Here is an 18,015-nt window from a genome sequence, read left to right as displayed (position 1 = left end):
TTTACCAGCTTGCTTTTTTGACGCCAGGTAGTTGGCCTTGATGAGCCAACTGCTTGAAGCGCAAGCGTGACATTCCAAACTTACGCATATAGCCATGAGGACGTCCGTCGAAGCTATCGCGATTATGATAATGCACAGGATGTGCATTGAGTGGCAACTTAGCTAGAGCTTGGATGTTGCCAGCTGCTTTTAATTCATAATATTTTTTAATTAATTCACGTTGCTTAGCGGCTTTGACAATTTTTGATTTTTTAGCCATGTATCTATCCTTTCTGATATTTCTTATTTTTAGTAAGTAAATTGTAGAAGCTTTTAAATTTTTTGTCAATATTTAAGCTTTTAGCTAATAAAGCGATTACATTATAGCGATAAATAGGTACAATAGTAACTGTATATAATGTTAAGAAGAGAGGAATTTTCTACAAATGACTGTACCCTTTAAGGCTGTAGCTGTTGATATGGATGGCACTTTTTTGGACAACAATAAAGAATATGATCATGAATTATTTGCAAATTTGTTGGATAAGATGGATGCATTAGGAATTAAATTTTTTGTTGCAAGTGGTAATCAATATGCCAAACTAGCTAAAGAATTTTCAGATTATAAGGATAAGTTGAACTTTGTAGCTGAGAATGGGTCATATTTAGTTAGTGATGGTAAATTAATTGGAACTGACGCTCCTGATCAAACCGCTATTAAAACATTTATTAAATATGTTAATCAAAATTACCCTAAAATGACTTTTATTGTTAGTGGTGTGAACCAGGCCTACACTTTGTCTAGTTACGCTGCTAAGTTTAAAGATGTTAGTCAAGGACCAGATTATTATTATCCGCGGCTGTGCAAGCTTGATAGTTTTGATGAGATTCCTGAAGATGATTTAATTCTTAAGCTAGCTTTTAACTGTGATGGCAAGATGGCTAATGAGATTTTAGGACCATTTAATAAAAAGTATGGTAATAAGTTTTATGTAACAGATTCGGGTAATTTTGCCTCAGATGTTATGAAAATAGGTGTTTCTAAAGCAAGCGGCTTGAAATCAATATTCGCCAAGATGAATTTAAACCCGAAAGATTCAATCGCCTTTGGTGATGGTGGCAACGATATTACTATGCTTAAGTTAGTTGGTATTAGCTATGCCATGGAAAATGCACCTGCCGAAGTAAAAGCAGTAGCTGATAAAATTGCTCCAAGTAATGATGAGCAAGGCGTATTGAAGGTATTAAGTGAATATTTAGCCTAACAAAAAAAGGAAGGAATCATATTTTCCTTCCTTTTATTATGACTAAGTTTAATCATCTTCAGGTTTAATCATGAAGCCCAGAACTAAGCCAACAATAACTAATACAATCGTGAAGTAAAAGCCGTAATGAGCACCATTAGTAAAGGCAGCTGCCTTATTAGCAGTATTAGCTGCATTTTGACCTAATGAAAGTAAGCCAGTAGCAATCGCTGTAGCAATAGCACCAACTATTTGCTGTAAGGTGTTCATGATAGTACTACCATCAGCAGATGCAGGACCTTGGATTGCATTAAGGGCATAGGTTTGAGATGGTGACATTGCTAGCGGACAACCAATCATTAGGATAATGTGGGCTAAGATAATGTACCAAATTGGTGAACTAGTAGATAAGCTAACTAGCATCACACCACCAATCAAAGCCAAGATAAAACCAATAATTGTAGGCTTTTTGGCGCCGATATTATCGTATAAACGACCGGCAAAGGCGGAAGTTAATGCGTTAATAATACCACCAGGTAACATGATGATACCGGCTAAAGCTACAGCAAGCATGCGGCCACTTTGAATATATTGTGGTAATAAGTACATAGCTGATAAGATAATGCCGAAGTCGACCATTACGATTAGTGCACCAACTCTAAATTGCTTAATTGTAAAAATCTTCAAGTTTAAGATTGGACTTTGAAGATGAACTTGGCGGTATGAGTAAAGAATTAAAACCACAATACCGACAACAATTAATCCTAAGACTAATGGTGAACCGATTCCCATATCAGACGCTAAGCTAACACCACTAACCAAAGTAGCAAAACCAACAATTGACTCAATAATTGAAATGAAGTCAACTTTAGGTCTAGTAAGCTTACTGATGTTAACTAAACTAGTGATAGCGAATAAAAGAGCTATAACCAAGAATGGCACGAATAACCAGAAAATCCAATTCCAAGAAAGCTTAGCCAAAATTAATCCAGTTAGAGTAGGACCGATAGCGGGAGCTAACATGATAACCATCGCACAAGCACCCATTGCGCCGCCTAACTTATTAGGGGCAAAGACATTCATTGCCACAGTAAACATTAATGGCAAGACAATACCAGTTCCGATTCCCTGGATCATCCGTCCCATAAGCAAAATTGGAAAGTTAGTAGCAACAGCTGAAATAATTGCCCCAATAATAAAAGCAATTAGGCCAGTAATTACCAATTGACGGGTAGAGAACCATTTAGTTAGTAAACTTGATAAAGGTAAGATAATACCGATAATTAACATGTAGCCAGTTACAAGCCATTGAATTGTTCCTGCTGGAACCTTGAAGGCTTGCATTAATTGGGGAAGGGCAATATTAAGTGAAGTTTCTGATAACATCCCAACAAAAGCCCCAATCATAAGTGCCACCATGACACGCCATGGGTGGTCAACTTGAACAATAGCACGAAGTTTTGGTGCTGTTTCTTTATTCAAAAAAATTCCTCCTTAACTTTAAAACTCTAAATTTGAGTCGTTGATTACAATACCATAAAAAAATTTAGTTCGTAAGTTATTTTTTCAAAGGTATAATTATAGAAGGTTTTAGGGAGGGGATTTTATCGATGAAAACAATAAAAGATACTAAGTGGCAAAGAATAATACTGACTCTACTCAGCTTAATTGATGCTGGATTAATTTATTATCCGAAATATGCCTTAGTTAGTGACCATACTAAGTTAAATTGTGCTGTTTTCTTGATCTTGGCAGCGGTATTAATTTGGCTTCCTACGGAAACAGCAAGTAGTATTTTTGCTATTAACTTTTTTTATGAGATTGGACTGGTTTTATTGCTGGTCTTTTTTGCAAGTGCTGTTTCCTTGAATGGGTGGTTAATTTATGTTCTATTAATTTTAGTCTTATTAACCTGGCTAGGAATAATTTTATTGAAAAATCGCTTAGTAGAAGGCCAAACTACCCGATTGAAGCTTATTAGGCTAGCAATGATGTTGGTCTTTGCAATATTAGCTTATTTAAGTGGCTTTATTGCGATGTTAATGATTAGTCCTTTAGGTTTTATTGAATATCGCGTCTTAATTTATTTGGGAGCTGGCTTATTTGTTTATTACTTGGTTTTAGCGGGTAGTATCTGGCAGAAGTGGTTTAAGGGCTGGATTTCCTGGGGAATGATTTTAATTGCGGTAATTTTCCATACTATTTTTGCTTTTTCTTTAAGCATTGTAGTTGTCTATATACCGCTAGTTTGTGAGGTTATTTTGCTTATTTTAGTCTTTAGTATGAATTTGAACTTTAAGAAGAGTAAATAAACTTGCACTTACCTAACTAATCTTGATATACTTAGTTGTTACAAAAAGTTAGGGAGTAATAAAATTTATGAAGTACATTATGCTATTTATCCCCGCAATTGCTTGGGGACTTATGCCACTCGTAGTTTCGAGTGTAAAAAAGAGTAATGTGTATAACCAGATTGCAGGTACTGTTGTCGGTGCATTTATCGCTGCAGTAATTGCTTGGCTTGTTACTCGTTCTGAAATTAATGCAAATATCTTTATCTGGGCAGCAGCAGCTGGTATGGCCTGGGTAATAGGTCAGGTAGGACAATATATTTCTTATAGTAGAGTTGGTGTTTCAGAAACTATGCCAATTTCTACTGGATTACAATTAATCGGTGTACCTTTGGTAGGTGTGCTTGCATTTGGCGAATGGAGTAGTCCACAAGCTAAATTATATGGCTTCATCGGTATCGTTATTTTAATTATTGGTGTTGGTTTAACTTCAGTAACTGATCAAGGTACTTCTGAAGGTAGCAAGAGCAACCAAGTAAGTACAATCATCTTATTAGTCTTGACTACTTTAGGTTATATTGCTTCTAGTTCTATCCCTAAGGTGGTTAAGGGTTCAAGTACAAGTATTTTAATTGCTCAGACTATCGGTATGGTTATCGCTGCAGCAATTTATACCCTAGTTACTGGTAATGGCCGCACCTGGCTTGAAAAGCCAACTCTACAGAGTATTCCAGCAGGATTTTTGTTTGGAATTGGTACCTTATCATATACCGCGGCCGTACAAATGAACGGTGTTAACCTTGCTTTTGTCTTTTCACAACTTTGTGTAGTTATTTCTACTATTGGTGGTTTAGTGTTCTTACACGAAGAGAAGACCAAGCGTGGGTTAATATTTACTATTTTTGGCTTGATTTTAATTATTGCCGGGGCAATATTAACGACCTTATTCTAATTAAAATAGCAAAAAGGCATCCTTTCTCTTGGGAGGATGCCTTTTCTTATCAACTTGTTCCAATCTATAAACTATAACAAATCTAATAGGAACAAGTTTATTATATTAAATAATATTTACTAATCAAGCAAAAATAACTTTAAATAAGATTTTTAACAAAAAATATAACTTTATCAGGATTATAATAACTGCTCTTTCAGATTGACGGGCTTAAAAATACGTGATATTTTTTAAAAGAAGAGAAAACAGTATTTGAATTTAGAATCTAATTCAAATAGAAGATAGCAAATATTCCTTAATCGGTAACGGAATTAAGAACTCATTGAAAAGCTAAAAACATAGAAGTGACTTCTTAATTTCCTATATATAAAATATTTGTTAATAATTGGCTACACACTTTTATTCTTAAAAGTAATACATGGACTATGAAAGGAATTAAATATTTCTTTTCGAAAAGTATTAGATTACTTTTTCTATGTTTGATATAACGGGATGATTGATGTTAACAATTGAAAATAGTCAACTTAAGGTTGAAATCAATGAATTGGGTGCCCAAGTCACTCATGTAATTGATAAAAGAAGTAATTACGATTGTATTTGGAATGGGAGTGAATGGGAAGAACATTCACCGATTCTTTTTCCGGCAGTGGGTAAGTCAAATGGCAATCAATGTGTGATTGATGGTAAGAAGTACCCCATGATGCCTAATGGCTTTGCCAATAACTATTCTTGGACTGTCGTTGACAAAGGAGATGATCGAGCGAGTCTAATTTTGACTCATAATGAAGAAACTCTAAAAAGTTATCCCTTCAAGTTCAGCTTAATGGTAACGTATTTGCTGGTAGCTAATCAGTTGCAGGTCGCCTTTCGATTAACTAATGATTCTGATACAGAAATGCCGTATAGTTTAGGCATTATGCCAGCATTTTCGCTGCCACTTGAAGGAGAGAAGCTTGATTTTTATGATTATGAGTTAAGATTTGTACCTGAGATTCCGGATCTTACACAATTTCACCTAGATAAAGAAGGTCTGCGTAGCTTGGAAAGCACTTCAGTAGCTGGTGTGAATAATGGTGTTCTTAACTTGCAGAAGGCAGTATTTGATTATGGGCATATCCTAATCAATAGTCCAGGTTTGACGGCGATTGAATTGATTAGTAATAAGTCAGATAGCGGGCATGCAATTACTGTTACCTTAGAAGGCTTTAATGGTGTAGAGATTTGGAAGTCGCCAGATACTAATAAGTTTTTGGCTATTGCGCCAATTAATGGCTTTCCTGATGTTTTAGATCAGACTAGTGCCTGGGGTGAGAAGCTAGGTAATAAAGTTTTACCAGCAGGCGCTAATATTGACTTCAAGACTAACATTACTTTTCAATAGAAGATGAGCAATATGCATTGCATATTGCTTTTTTTATGTAGTATGATTAATGAAATTATGTTAGTAAAAGTTTAAGAATGCTAGGATAATATCTAATAGGATAAATGATTTGCTATAATAATCTTGTTTTTTTAGAAAGTATAGGAACGAGATCATGGACAATAAACCTTCAAGCAAGAACTCAATCCCATCACGGGTAGAACTGAATAAAAAATCACGTAAAAAAAGTCATCCTTTGCTTTGGATAATAACTATTATTATCTTGGCTATTGCTGGTGCTGCTAGTTATGGTGGCTATGTTTATTTTAAGGCTAAGCAGGCAGTTGATCAGACTTATGATCCTAAGAATGCGGTAAAGCAGGATAACTTTGACGGTAAGAAGAGCTTCGCTATTCTCTTATTGGGAACTGATACCGGTGCCTTGGGCAGAACGGCAGTGCGGGGGAATACTGACACAATGATTATCGCGGTTGTCAATCCCAAGAATAAGAGCTTCAACTTGATGTCTATTCCACGTGATACAATGGCAGAGATGATAGGTACCGATAACTTTAGCGTGCATAAGATCAATGCAGCTTATAATATTGGCGGCGCTAAGATGGCCCTTAATACTACTAGCACCTTATTGAATGTTCCACTTAAATACTATATTGAAGTAAATATGGGTGGTTTAGAGAAGTTAGTTGACGGTGTTGGTGGAGTTGATGTTAATAATACCTTTAAGTTCTCTTATGGCGGCTATACCTTTAATAAAGGAAAGCTACACCTTAACGGTAAGCAGGCCTTAGCATATTCAAGAATGCGTTATGATGATCCACGCGGAGATTATGGACGTCAAGTGCGTCAAAGACAAGTTATTATGTCAATTCTTAAGAATTCTATGTCGCTCAATACATTGAAGAACTTAGACCAAGTCTTAAACTCTGCTTCTAAAAATATCCGTACTAATTTAACTTTTGATTCAATGACTAAGATTGCTCAAAACTATCGAGATTGTACGAATAATATGACTAGTGATTATCTTCATGGTCGTGGGGCAATGATTGGGGATGCATCTTATCAAGTAATGAGCAATTCTGAACTACAAAGATGTTCTAATATTGTTCGTAAGAATTTAGGCCTATCTACTGTGAATTTAAATAATAATGAAACATATCAAAATTCTAAAAATACAGATTTCGACTGGAATAGTGGCGATAGTAATCAAAAGTACTATGTTTACGAGCCAAACAGTAATAATTGGTGGAATGGAGATAATCTAGAGTCATAGAGTTTGGAGTTAAAAATGGAAAATTTTTGGATGGCAATATGGTCTTTATTAGTGGGCTATTTTTTTGGAAACTTTCTTTTTGCGATGATTATTGGCAAGGGATTGCTCCATAAAGATCCAACTAAGTTCGGCTCTGCTAATCCGGGTACAGCTAATATGGGAGCTGTCCTAGGAAAAAAATGGGGCATCTTAACCTGTGTAGGTGATTTAGCTAAGACATTGACTGCCCTGTTCATTGTTTATTTTGTATATCATCAAGCCCCCCTAGCAATTGCTTGGTGCGGCTTAGGGCTAGTTTTAGGACACTCATTCCCATTTTGGAATCATTTTAATGGTGGTAAGGGAGTCGCTGTCAGCGCTCAATGGATTGTATTTTTCAATTGGCGCGCGGGCTTTACTTTTTTGTTAGTTGCTTTAATTTTAGTAATTTTTATGAAAAACCTAACCATTCCACCCCTAGTTTATATGTTAGGATATAGTATCTATGTCTGGTTATTAATGGGTTGGCAATGTGGCTTAATCTTCTTATTAGGCATGCTAGTAATGATCTTCAAGTTTAGAAAAGATATTATTGACTTCTTTACCGGGCAAGGTAAGAGAGTGGACATTTTAACAACTATTAAGAAAAAAATTAAGGTCTGAAAGTCCTTTCAGACCTTATTCTTTATTTTTTCGTAATAATTTTAGGATATAATGTGAACTGATTGTCAGAGTGCAATTAAATTAATTTTATGGAAGAGAGAAAAATGGATAAACAAAAGAAAAAATCTCTAACAGTTGGGCAAACTATTTGCTTAGTGTTAGTTACTTTCTTCATGCTCGCACAGGGTTTATCATTGGAATCAAGCTTCGGCAGACTTCCATTAGGCGGTCTACTAAGGTTTGTACCTGCGATGGCTGAGAATGCCTTCATGATATTTGTGCCGATGGTATTTGGGGCAATTTATAGTAAACAAAAATACCGTCCAACTGAAAGCTTTAGATTTTGGTTAATGGCGGTTGTCACTTTAGTATTGTATTACTTGGTTTTCTTTTTGAAGTCACCAGGTTCATTCAATATGTGGAAGTTGTGGGGAGTATTCTTCCCCGTCTTGACAAGTACATCAGTATTATTGACTGGTTTAATTGTCAGTATGCTAGTGCAGCCATATATTTATGATTTACAGCATAAATTAACAGCTAAACAAAATGTTTTAATTTTAGCTACCTTAACTGTTGTAGGGTTTGCGACAGTAGCAGGAGCTTTATCATTTAGATTTTCACTGTACGGTGTTTATTTAGTATTGTACTTTGCTTGGGGAATGTTCTTAGCTAGTGCCCAAGTGAAGGCGAAGATGTTTAGATGGATAATTTTCTCTAGTGTTGTATCCTTCTTTATCATTTTAGTTGGTGTACCAGGCTTCAATGCTGTTTATTGGTCACAAGTATTAGCAGGTAGAAGTGGCGGTAGCTGGAATAGTGGATTCTTAAACAATCCAACATCACCATTTCTTTTCTTGATGGTATTGGGAGTATTTCTAATCTTTAGAAGAATGATTACGACCTTTACTTACAGAATTGCACGTTACTTTATTCCGGTAATCATTCTGTGGCAGGCACCAATTGCAAGAAGCTTTATAACTGATTTTCCTCTTACTCATAGTGCAGGGGTAAATGAACTCATAGTTATTATTGTATTAATGCTAGCTTGTTTAGGCTTAGCCTTCTTATACAACAAGTACCTATATCGGATTCGTCCATTTAGAAATGCTATTATCTTCTTAAATCGTCAAGCTAACCTTGCTCAGGCGATTCAAGAGAGTTATAAGATCTTACTGGGTTGGATTAAGATACATCGAGTTAAGTTATTAACTTGGGGCTGGTTCTATATTCTGAGCTTTTCCTCATTCTTAATCGAATCTGATAATTTAAGAATTCAAATTTCAACTGCTAGTGATATTAACGCTGTTGTGTACTTATTAGGTACCAAGTTCTTTGCCATTGTCTTGACGACAATCTTCTTAGATGCAATGTTCTCTATATTGTATTTCATCACAACCCGTTATTGGCTATCTAGCGGCTTAGTGACAATTATTACCATAGGCTGGGCAATTGCTAATAAGATTAAGTTAAACTTGCGTGGTGAACCAATCTATCCAAGTGAATTAAGTGAGGCTTCTAATATGAAGACCCTAATTCCAATGATTGGACAGCAGACATTTGTCTTAATTATTGTTGCAATTGTTGTCTTAGTCGCAATTATTGCCTTCTTAGAAATTAAGATCCCAGTTGAAAAGCGTGGCAATTGGAAACGTCGCGGAATCTGGGCCTTATTGAGTGTGTTATTATTCTTAACACCGCTTCGCTTTAACCATGATGGTGGAATTATTTATAACATTAATCGTGGATTTGATAATAAACAATCATTCAGAAACCCAGAACGTGATATTCAGGTCAATGGTCCAGTTCTTAACTTCTTGAATTATATCGACTTACAAATTATGAATAAGCCGGATAACTATTCCAAGGCGACAATTGACCACTTGTATGATAAGTATTCTAGGGTTGCTGACGAAATCAACAAGACTCGCAAGAATACTTTGAAGGATCAGACTATTATCTTTAATTTAAGTGAAAGTTTTGTTGATCCGTATACTTTTCCAACTGTTAAGTTTGACAAGTCTGTTCCTGATCCTATTAAGTTTATTCGCTCACTTAGAAGCCAGGCTACTTATGGTAATATGCTTAGTGCTGGTTATGGTGGCGGTACTGCTAACATGGAATGGGAGACTCTGACTGGACTTAACATGGGAATGTTCAGAACCACCTTGACTCCTTATGTTCAAGTAGTTCCTCGTTACAAGTATTACCCAACTTTGGGGATGAACTTTGACTATAAGTCTGCAATTCACCCATTTATTGGTTCATACTATTCAAGAATTGAAGACTACAAGAGATTTAAGTTTAATAAGTTTGAATATGTAGGCTCTAAATATAAGATTATTGACCAAAAGAAGCTTGGTACTAGTTCATATAATTCTGACTTTACTGCTTATGCAAATGGCTTAAGGCAAGTTAATGCTCAAAAAGGTGGACAATTCATTAACTTGATTACTATCCAAAACCATATGCCATACAATAACTGGTATAAGAATAATGAATATATGGGCAAGATATCCGGAGAATTGTTTAACAGCAGTGCTGTCCGCGAGCAAATGGCAACTTATGTCAAGGGTACTCAATATACTGACCAAGCTGTGAAGGAATTCATCAATAAGATCAATAAGATTAAGAAGCCAATTACGCTTGTCTTTTATGGTGACCACTATCCAAGTATCTTGTCACAGAGCTATACTGCTAAGTATCCTGTTCAAATGCACTCTACTACTTACTTTATTTATTCTAATAAGTATGCTAGAGAACATGGCGCTGTAGCCAAGTTAACTAAGGATGCTAATTATGTAAGTACCAGTGACTTCATTGCTATGATGCTTGAACAGACTAATTCTAAGGTAACCCCATATCAAGCTCTCTTAACTGAAGTTCATAAGAAATTACCAGCTATTACAATTAACTTTGATGGTGATACTGGTATTGAATTAGTTGACCAAAAAGGTCGCCGCATTGATCCCAAGACCTTAACTAGTGAACAACAATCACTTCTCAAGGACTATGAAGAAGTTCAATACGATATGACTGCTGGTCAAGCTTATGGTTTACAGATTAAAGGCTTTTATAAGTAATATATTATAAAAAAGGTCCACTAGAACTGTAAAAATGTTCTAGTGGACCTTTTTGGCTAATCTTCCTTAATTCTTACTAAGCCAATTGTCCAAATGATAACAACAAAAGCAATAAATAAAAAACTAAAGATAGGCATAATAAAGGCAACAATCATGCCTAAAATATGACAACTAAAGGAGGTATATTTGATCCAGCCACTATAAGTTGGCTCTTTATTTTGTTCAGGGAAGTCCTTGATTACCTGATGCTCCATCAATTGAAAAATTAAGGCCCATAAAAACATCATCAAGCAGTATAGGAATTCTGGTAACGTCTTATCAGGGTGCTCACTGACCCACCTAGTAACAAATGGGATCAATGTTAGAACAAAGACCCAAATACCATTCCAAATGAATTCTTTAACTCCAACATAATCTACCTTGTCTAGTCCGCGATAGTAATTCAGCCATCCGATAAAAATTAGGCTAAAACTAATTAAATAAGCAATAAAAGTAGGCCACTGAGCAAATAAGCTTTGCCAGTTAGTTTGGGGTGGTGTAGTTAATTCTAGCACCATAATGGTTGCAGCAATTGCAACGATTGCATCAGTGAAGGCAGCTAAACGATCTTTTGAAATTTTCATTTTTATCCCTCATTTTCATTAAATAATTTTGCACTTATGTGTTTATCAATTAGGCAATTTACTATAACTCATCTAGTTTACATATAGCAATGTTTTTTTTGACTTTTTAGGTTGACTAATAAAATCTTAGTAGTTATCATAGTTTTAACAAAGTAGTTTCTAAGTTCAGTGTTCAGAGAACTGGCGTATGGTGTGAGTCAGGCAGGCTTAGAGAACGAAGTACATACGCGGGGTCGTTCCCATAGCAACTTATTTGAGGCGCAATAGCGCGAATATGGGTGGTACCACGGCTTGATGTAAGATAGTCGTCCCTAGTCCAGAAGGACTAGGGACTTTTTTATTTTATGGAGGAATTATGGCAAACTTTGATATTCTAGAAGACCTAAAATGGCGTGGGGCTATTAATCAACAGACTGATGAAGAAGGATTACGTGATTACTTGAAGAACCATGATGATTTGGCGCTTTACTGCGGAACTGATCCGACAGGTGATTCTCTTCATATTGGTCACTTAATTCCATTTATGATCTTGAAGAGGTTTCAACTAGCTGGTTATCACCCAGTTATTTTAATTGGTGGAGGAACTGGTTCAATTGGTGACCCATCTGGTCGAAGCACTGAGCGTGTTTTGCAGACGGCTGAACAAGTTAAGCATAATGAAGAAGCCCTAACTAACCAAATGAAGAAGTTATTTGGTACTGAAAACTTTGAAATTAGAAATAACGCCGAATGGTTAGGCAATATGAACTTAATTAGCTTCCTACGTGATTATGGTAAGTTCTTCCAAGTTAACAACATGATCAATAAAGATGTTGTTGCCAGTCGCTTGGAGAATGGGATTTCATTTACTGAATTTTCTTACCAGATTTTGCAAGCAATTGACTTTTACCACTTGAACAAAGAAGACGGTGTTCAGCTTCAAATCGGTGGTGGTGATCAATGGGGCAATATTACTGCCGGAATCGACTTAATTCATAAGCTTGAAGGATCGGACCGTCCTGCATTCGGATTAACTATCCCATTAATGCTTAAAGCAGATGGTACTAAGTTTGGTAAGTCAGCTGGTGGTGCTGTATGGCTTGACCCAGAAAAGACCAGCCCTTACGAATTCTACCAATTCTGGATCAACCAAGATGACCGTGATGTAGTCAAATACTTGAAGTACTTCACTTTCTTATCTCGTCAAGAAATTGAAGATTTAGCAGAAAAGACCGAACAAGAACCTTGGAAGCGTGCTGCACAAAAGAAATTAGCTGAAGAAGTAACTAAGTTCGTTCACGGTGAAGAAGGATTAAAGGAAGCCCAAATGATTACTGAAGCATTATTCTCAGGGGATGTTATGAGCTTATCCGTTCCTCAAATTGAACAAGCTTTAAGCAAGGCTCCAAGTGCTGAGGCAACTAATGAACCTAAGAATATTGTTGAATTCTTAGTTGAAACCAAGATTGAGCCATCTAAGAGGCAAGCTAGAGAAGATGTCAATAATGGTGCTATCTATGTAAATGGACAAAGACAACAAGATGTTGACTTCATTATTGAGCCAGAGGCTGCCTTTGATGGTAAGTATGTAATTATCCGCAAGGGTAAGAGAAAATACACCTTAGTAAAAATTAAATAGTAATTTTTTTAAAGTTAGGTCGGCATTGCCGGCTTTTTTTATTTTAAAAATAAAAAAATATTAAAAATATACTTGAAACATATAATTTATTATCGTATACTTACAACAACATTAAAAATAATAAATTGCATTTAATGCTTTTGAGAGGAGAGTTACCGAATGAAAGTGAAGAAAATTTGGGCTGCAGGTGCAACCTTATTCGTATCAGCACTTGCACTAACTGCTTGTGGCTCTAAGAATTCATCATCAGATAGCAATGCCAAACAAACTATTAGTTGGATGGAAAGTTCAGAAATTCCAACCTTAGACTTATCTAAAGCTACTGATGCAGTTAGCTTTAATCAATTGAATAATGTCATGGAAGGTCTTTATCGCTTAGGAAAAGATGAAAAAGTTGAAAATGCCTTAGCAACCAAGACTCAAGTATCTAAAGATGGTAAGCATTGGGTCTTTACCTTACGTAAGTCTAAATGGTCAGACGGATCACCTGTGACTGCTAAGGACTTTGTCTATTCATGGCAAAGAACTGTTAACCCTAAGACGGCTTCACAATATGCATACTTGTTTAGCGGGATCAAAAATGCTGACGAGATTGCAGCCGGTAAGGCACCGGTTTCTAGTTTAGGTGTTAAGGCTGATGGCGATTATAAGTTAGTAGTAACCCTTGATAAGAGAATCCCATACTTTAAGTTATTAATGGGCTTCCCATTATTCTTCCCACAACAAGAAAAAACCGTTGAAAAAGATGGCTCTAAGTATGGTACTTCTTCTAAATACATGGCTTACAATGGTCCATTCGTCCACTCCGGTTGGACTGGATCTAATCTTTCTTGGAAGTTGAAGAAGAACAACAATTACTGGGACAAGAAGGACGTTAAATTGTCCTCAATTAGCTACACTGTCCAAAAGACACCATCTACCGCATATAACCTATACCAGTCTAACAAGTTAGATGCGACTGTCTTAGATGCTCAAGAAACTAAGCAGCTCAAGAGCAATCCAGGATTTACTAAGCGTGATACTGCGGCAACGTTTTACTTACAATACAATATTGCTAAGAACAAGAACTTAAAGAATGCGGACTTGCGTCGTGCTATTTCCCTAGCAATCAACCGAAAGGCACTCTCTAACGCCTTAGGCGGTGTTAATACACCAGCAAACAGTGTAACTGCTAAGGGCTTAGCCAAAAAGGATGGTAAGGACTTCTCAGCAGCTGTAGCTAATGATAAGTACGATTCTTATAATCCAAAAGAAGCTAAGAAGTACTGGAGTAAGGCTCTTAAGGCTTTAGGTACTAAGAAGCTTAGCTTAGAACTCTTATCAGATGATACTGATTCTGGTCAAAAGACAACAGAAACCCTTCAAAGCCAACTAGAAGAAAACTTACCAGGACTTAAAGTTTCAACTCAGAATGTACCATTTAAGACACGCTTAAGTCGTTCAACTTCAGGCGACTTTGATATTGTAGTATCTGGTTGGAGCGCTGACTTTGCTGATCCAATTTCATTCGATGACTTATTTACTTCAAATAATGCACAAAATAATGGTAAGTGGGGCAACAGTACTTACGATAAGTTAATCAAAGAATCGAAAGAAACTAGCGATGCAACTAAGCGTTGGAATGACTTACAAAGTGCAGAAAAGATTTTGCTTAACGATCAAGGTGTAACCCCACTTTATTACAAGACTGAAGCTTGGTTAGTTCGCCCATCAGTTAAGAATATTATCTACAATGCAGCTGGTGCTAACTACAACTTTAAGGAAGCGTACGTTGCAAATAACTAGTCAATAAAAAATCGAAGATTATAGGGTCTTCGATTTTTTAATATTTTTAATGACATATTTAAAATATTTGCTATAATAAAACTATTAAAAAATAATAAAAAGGTTAAAAGCAAAAGGAGCAGTTAAGATGACGAAATACTTATTAAAGCGTATTTTCTATATGCTTCTTACTTTGTTCATTGTGGCTACGGCGACCTTCTTCTTAATGAAGGCAATGCCTGGTTCACCATATGCAAATGAAGCTAAGATGACACTTACGCAGCGCCATATTATGGATCAACAATACGGTTTGAATAAGCCAGTCATAGTGCAGTATCTAATATATTTAGGAGGGATGTTCAAGGGTGACTTTGGGACATCATTCCAATATGCTAACCAATCAGTATCAAGCTTGATTATGCCAAGATTAGGCGTGTCAATGCAATTAGGATTGCAAGCAATGATATTAGGTGTTGTATTAGGGGCATTGCTAGGGGCGATCGCCGCAGTTAAACGAGGCACTTGGGTTGATTCAACTTCTACAGTAATTGCCATTATTGGACGTTCTATCCCTAACTTTGTTTTAGCTGTAATTTTGCAATACTATATTGGCTTAAAGCTAGGTTGGTTCTCAATTGCAGGTTGGGGGTCATTTTCACAGACTATTTTGCCAACTATTGCCTTAGCAGTAGGTCCAATGGCAGAAACGGAACGTTTCGTTAGAACTAGTATGGTTGACAATATGAGCCAAGATTATGTGGAATTAGCACGTGCCAAGGGATTTAGCCGGATGGAAGTAGTTAGAAAGCACGTTATGAGAAATAGTATGATTCCAATCGTAACCTTACTTGGACCATACACGGTAGCATTGATGACTGGTTCGATGGTTATTGAGAATATCTTCAACATTCCAGGGATTGGTGAACAATTTGTTAAATCAATTTTGACTAACGATTACCCAACTATCATGGGTGTAACAATGGTTTACTCAATTGGATTAGTTGTCGTTTTATTGATTACTGATATTATTTACGGATTAATTGATCCAAGAATTAGATTACAAGGAAGTGAGGCTTAACAATGGAAGCAAAAGATATCAAGCTTAGTCCAGATGCATTTGAGCCATTACCAGCTGATGAAGCTCAAAGTAATGAAAACATTGTTGGCCCTTCATTAACTTTTGCTCAGAGTGTTTGGCTGCAATTAAAAAAGAAAAAATCCGCAATTATTTCCGCAATTATCATTATTGTGATGGTAGTAGTGGCCTTTGGCTCAACACCATTTATTAATAACAACACTTTAGTTAAGTCCCATCCACAATATGCTAATTTACCGGCTAAGGTTCCCGGAATGGGAGCAATTAATGGCTTTAATGGTAAGCTAAAACAAAATGGTAAGTGGGTTGATGTCTATGCCCAAAATAATATTCCTAAAGATAAGTATTTTATCGCCGGGACTGATTATTTGGGTCGACCATTAGGACAGAGAATTATCTATGGTACTAAAATTTCACTAATTGTTGCCTTCGTTGCGGCAATCTTCGACTTAACGATTGGGGTCGTCTATGGAATTATATCTGGCTGGAAAGGTGGAGCTGTTGACAATGTCATGCAGAGAGTAATCGAGATTATCTCGTCTATTCCTAACTTAGTTATTGTTGTCTTAATGCTAGTTGTCTTAAAGCCAGGTATGACTTCAATTATCTTGGCAATTGCTATTTCATCATGGACTACGATGGCGCGGCAGATCCGTGCAGAAACATTAACATTGAAGACACAAGAATACGTGCTTGCCGCCAGAAACTTGGGTGAATCAACTTGGAAGATCGCTTTAAAGCACTTAGCACCAAACTTATCAAGTTTGATCATTATTCAGATGATGTACACCATCCCAACAGCGATTTTCTTTGAGGCTTTCTTAAGTTATATCGGTATTGGTATTTCCTCCCCGCAGACGTCACTAGGTGTCTTACTTAACGAAGGACAGAAGAACTTCCAATTCTTACCATATCAAATGTGGTTCCCAGCAGCTGTATTGTGTATTTTAATGATTGCGTTTAACTTATTAGGTGATGGGTTACGTGATGCACTTGATCCAAAGACCAGAAGGTAGGTAAAAAGATGACAGAAAGAGTTTTAGATGTAAAAAATTTAAAAATTGACTTTCATACTTATGCTGGTGACGTTAAGGCGATTAGAAATGTATCCTTCCACTTGAATAAGGGAGAAACATTAGCAATTGTTGGAGAATCTGGTTCAGGAAAGTCCGTTACAACAAGAACAATTATTGGCCTTTTAGCCCAAAATGCCGAAATCAAGGGCGGAGAGATTAATTTTCATGGTAAAAACTTACTAGAAAATAAAGAAAAAGATTGGCGTAATATTCGTGGTAACGAAATTGCAATGATTTTTCAGGATCCGATGACTTCTCTTGATCCTACTATGAAGATTGGACAACAAATTGCGGAACCTTTAATTAAGCATAAGGGAGTTTCTAAAAAGGAAGCTTGGGACAAGGCCTTAGAGATGATGAAGGCTGTAGGGATTCCTAATGCAGAAAAACGTATTAATCAATATCCTCATCAATTCTCAGGTGGTATGAGGCAGCGGATCGTAATTGCAATTGCCTTAATCTGTGAACCTGAGATTTTGCTAGCTGATGAACCAACAACGGCTCTCGATGTAACTGTTCAAGCAGAAATCTTAGACTTAATGAAGAGCTTGCAAAAGAGGGTAAAGACCTCTATTATTTTCATTACTCATGACTTAGGTGTGGTTGCTGGCATGGCAGATCGAGTAGCTGTTATGTATGCAGGGGAAATTTTAGAATATGGAAGTGTGGATGAAATCTTCTATAACCCGCAACACCCTTATACTTGGGGATTGATTAATTCAATGCCAACGCTTGATAGCGAAGAACTAGATTCTATTCCTGGAACGCCACCAGACTTGCTTGATCCGCCTAAGGGTGATCCATTTGCCCCAAGAAATAAGTATGCAATGAAGATTGATATTGAACAAAAGCCCCCTTACTTCAAGGTATCAGATACTCATTATGCAGCAACTTGGCTCCTTCATCCTGATGCCCCTGCTGTAACGCCACCGCCAGAAATTCAGCGCCGTCAAAAGAAGTATGCCGAAATGATTAAAAAAGGTAAACTAAATTAGGCAA

General features: G+C 36.5%; 15 protein-coding genes. 12 read left to right on the top strand and 3 right to left on the bottom strand.

Annotated elements, in window-relative coordinates:
- Position 1: 1 nt before the first annotated feature.
- Positions 2–259 (bottom strand): 30S ribosomal protein S14, encoded by a 258-nt coding sequence (gene rpsN / locus J2Z60_RS02800; protein ID WP_209686148.1) that lies wholly within the window; start codon positions 257–259, stop codon positions 2–4.
- A 166-nt stretch (positions 260–425) separates the two neighbouring features.
- On the opposite strand from rpsN, the gene J2Z60_RS02795 reads away from it, so the two are divergent.
- The gene (locus J2Z60_RS02795; RefSeq protein WP_209686147.1) at positions 426–1,244 is read left to right on the top strand and encodes a Cof-type HAD-IIB family hydrolase; all 819 of its coding nucleotides are present in this window, start codon (positions 426–428) and stop codon (positions 1,242–1,244) included.
- A 48-nt stretch (positions 1,245–1,292) separates the two neighbouring features.
- On the opposite strand, the gene J2Z60_RS02790 is transcribed toward J2Z60_RS02795, so the two are convergent.
- Entirely contained in the window at positions 1,293–2,642 is a 1,350-nt protein-coding gene (locus J2Z60_RS02790) for a DHA2 family efflux MFS transporter permease subunit (protein ID WP_209686245.1), read from the bottom strand.
- Between the two features lie 191 nt (positions 2,643–2,833).
- Here J2Z60_RS02790 and J2Z60_RS02785 point away from each other — a divergent pair, with 191 nt between their 5' ends.
- From J2Z60_RS02785 to J2Z60_RS02760, 6 genes are all read left to right on the top strand, one after another.
- Complete coding sequence (locus tag J2Z60_RS02785; RefSeq protein ID WP_209686146.1) at positions 2,834–3,535, top strand: hypothetical protein; 702 nt, start codon at positions 2,834–2,836, stop codon at positions 3,533–3,535.
- A gap of 67 nt (positions 3,536–3,602) precedes the next feature.
- Positions 3,603–4,466 carry a GRP family sugar transporter gene (locus J2Z60_RS02780; RefSeq protein ID WP_209686145.1) on the top strand — a complete coding sequence of 288 codons (864 nt, stop codon included), beginning with the start codon at positions 3,603–3,605 and terminating at the stop codon, positions 4,464–4,466.
- Positions 4,467–4,965: 499 nt separating this feature from the next.
- Positions 4,966–5,847: an aldose epimerase family protein gene (locus J2Z60_RS02775; protein WP_209686144.1), complete on the top strand. Its 882-nt coding sequence runs from the start codon at positions 4,966–4,968 to the stop codon at positions 5,845–5,847.
- 154 nt (positions 5,848–6,001) lie between these two features.
- Positions 6,002–7,117 (top strand): LCP family glycopolymer transferase, encoded by a 1,116-nt coding sequence (locus J2Z60_RS02770; RefSeq protein ID WP_209686143.1) that lies wholly within the window; start codon positions 6,002–6,004, stop codon positions 7,115–7,117.
- Between the two features lie 15 nt (positions 7,118–7,132).
- Entirely contained in the window at positions 7,133–7,759 is a 627-nt protein-coding gene (locus J2Z60_RS02765; RefSeq protein ID WP_425352208.1) for a glycerol-3-phosphate acyltransferase, read from the top strand.
- Between the two features lie 104 nt (positions 7,760–7,863).
- Positions 7,864–10,839, top strand: coding sequence for a sulfatase-like hydrolase/transferase (locus J2Z60_RS02760; protein WP_209686142.1), 2,976 nt, complete (start codon positions 7,864–7,866; stop codon positions 10,837–10,839).
- A 56-nt stretch (positions 10,840–10,895) separates the two neighbouring features.
- On the opposite strand, the gene J2Z60_RS02755 is transcribed toward J2Z60_RS02760, so the two are convergent.
- The gene (locus J2Z60_RS02755) at positions 10,896–11,462 is read right to left on the bottom strand and encodes a TMEM175 family protein (protein ID WP_209686141.1); all 567 of its coding nucleotides are present in this window, start codon (positions 11,460–11,462) and stop codon (positions 10,896–10,898) included.
- A 355-nt stretch (positions 11,463–11,817) separates the two neighbouring features.
- On the opposite strand from J2Z60_RS02755, the gene tyrS reads away from it, so the two are divergent.
- The 5 genes from tyrS to J2Z60_RS02730 all read left to right on the top strand — a co-directional run bounded on the left by tyrS (position 11,818) and on the right by J2Z60_RS02730 (position 18,011).
- Positions 11,818–13,080 carry a tyrosine--tRNA ligase gene (gene tyrS, locus J2Z60_RS02750; protein ID WP_209686140.1) on the top strand — a complete coding sequence of 421 codons (1,263 nt, stop codon included), beginning with the start codon at positions 11,818–11,820 and terminating at the stop codon, positions 13,078–13,080.
- Positions 13,081–13,239: 159 nt separating this feature from the next.
- Entirely contained in the window at positions 13,240–14,865 is a 1,626-nt protein-coding gene (locus J2Z60_RS02745; RefSeq protein ID WP_209686139.1) for a peptide ABC transporter substrate-binding protein, read from the top strand.
- A 127-nt stretch (positions 14,866–14,992) separates the two neighbouring features.
- Positions 14,993–15,922: an oligopeptide ABC transporter permease gene (gene opp3b / locus J2Z60_RS02740; RefSeq protein ID WP_209686138.1), complete on the top strand. Its 930-nt coding sequence runs from the start codon at positions 14,993–14,995 to the stop codon at positions 15,920–15,922.
- A 2-nt stretch (positions 15,923–15,924) separates the two neighbouring features.
- On the top strand, positions 15,925–16,956 hold the full coding sequence (locus tag J2Z60_RS02735; protein ID WP_209686137.1) for an ABC transporter permease: 1,032 nt from the start codon (positions 15,925–15,927) through the stop codon (positions 16,954–16,956).
- Positions 16,957–16,964: 8 nt separating this feature from the next.
- Positions 16,965–18,011, top strand: coding sequence for an ABC transporter ATP-binding protein (locus tag J2Z60_RS02730; RefSeq protein ID WP_209686136.1), 1,047 nt, complete (start codon positions 16,965–16,967; stop codon positions 18,009–18,011).
- Positions 18,012–18,015 lie beyond the last annotated feature (4 nt).

The sequence above is a fragment of the Lactobacillus colini genome (assembly GCF_017874575.1).
Classification (GTDB): Bacteria; Bacillota; Bacilli; order Lactobacillales; family Lactobacillaceae; genus Lactobacillus; species Lactobacillus colini.
This window is presented reverse-complemented; position numbering and strand designations above follow the sequence as displayed.

Coding starts and splice junctions, on each gene's coding strand:
- rpsN (WP_209686148.1), bottom strand. CDS start 259: ATGGCTAAAAAATCAAAAATTGTCAAAGCCGCTAAGCAACGTGAATTA.
- J2Z60_RS02795 (WP_209686147.1), top strand. CDS start 426: ATGACTGTACCCTTTAAGGCTGTAGCTGTTGATATGGATGGCACTTTT.
- J2Z60_RS02790 (WP_209686245.1), bottom strand. CDS start 2,642: ATGGTGGCACTTATGATTGGGGCTTTTGTTGGGATGTTATCAGAAACT.
- J2Z60_RS02785 (WP_209686146.1), top strand. CDS start 2,834: ATGAAAACAATAAAAGATACTAAGTGGCAAAGAATAATACTGACTCTA.
- J2Z60_RS02780 (WP_209686145.1), top strand. CDS start 3,603: ATGAAGTACATTATGCTATTTATCCCCGCAATTGCTTGGGGACTTATG.
- J2Z60_RS02775 (WP_209686144.1), top strand. CDS start 4,966: ATGTTAACAATTGAAAATAGTCAACTTAAGGTTGAAATCAATGAATTG.
- J2Z60_RS02770 (WP_209686143.1), top strand. CDS start 6,002: ATGGACAATAAACCTTCAAGCAAGAACTCAATCCCATCACGGGTAGAA.
- J2Z60_RS02765 (WP_425352208.1), top strand. CDS start 7,133: ATGGAAAATTTTTGGATGGCAATATGGTCTTTATTAGTGGGCTATTTT.
- J2Z60_RS02760 (WP_209686142.1), top strand. CDS start 7,864: ATGGATAAACAAAAGAAAAAATCTCTAACAGTTGGGCAAACTATTTGC.
- J2Z60_RS02755 (WP_209686141.1), bottom strand. CDS start 11,462: ATGAAAATTTCAAAAGATCGTTTAGCTGCCTTCACTGATGCAATCGTT.
- tyrS (WP_209686140.1), top strand. CDS start 11,818: ATGGCAAACTTTGATATTCTAGAAGACCTAAAATGGCGTGGGGCTATT.
- J2Z60_RS02745 (WP_209686139.1), top strand. CDS start 13,240: ATGAAAGTGAAGAAAATTTGGGCTGCAGGTGCAACCTTATTCGTATCA.
- opp3b (WP_209686138.1), top strand. CDS start 14,993: ATGACGAAATACTTATTAAAGCGTATTTTCTATATGCTTCTTACTTTG.
- J2Z60_RS02735 (WP_209686137.1), top strand. CDS start 15,925: ATGGAAGCAAAAGATATCAAGCTTAGTCCAGATGCATTTGAGCCATTA.
- J2Z60_RS02730 (WP_209686136.1), top strand. CDS start 16,965: ATGACAGAAAGAGTTTTAGATGTAAAAAATTTAAAAATTGACTTTCAT.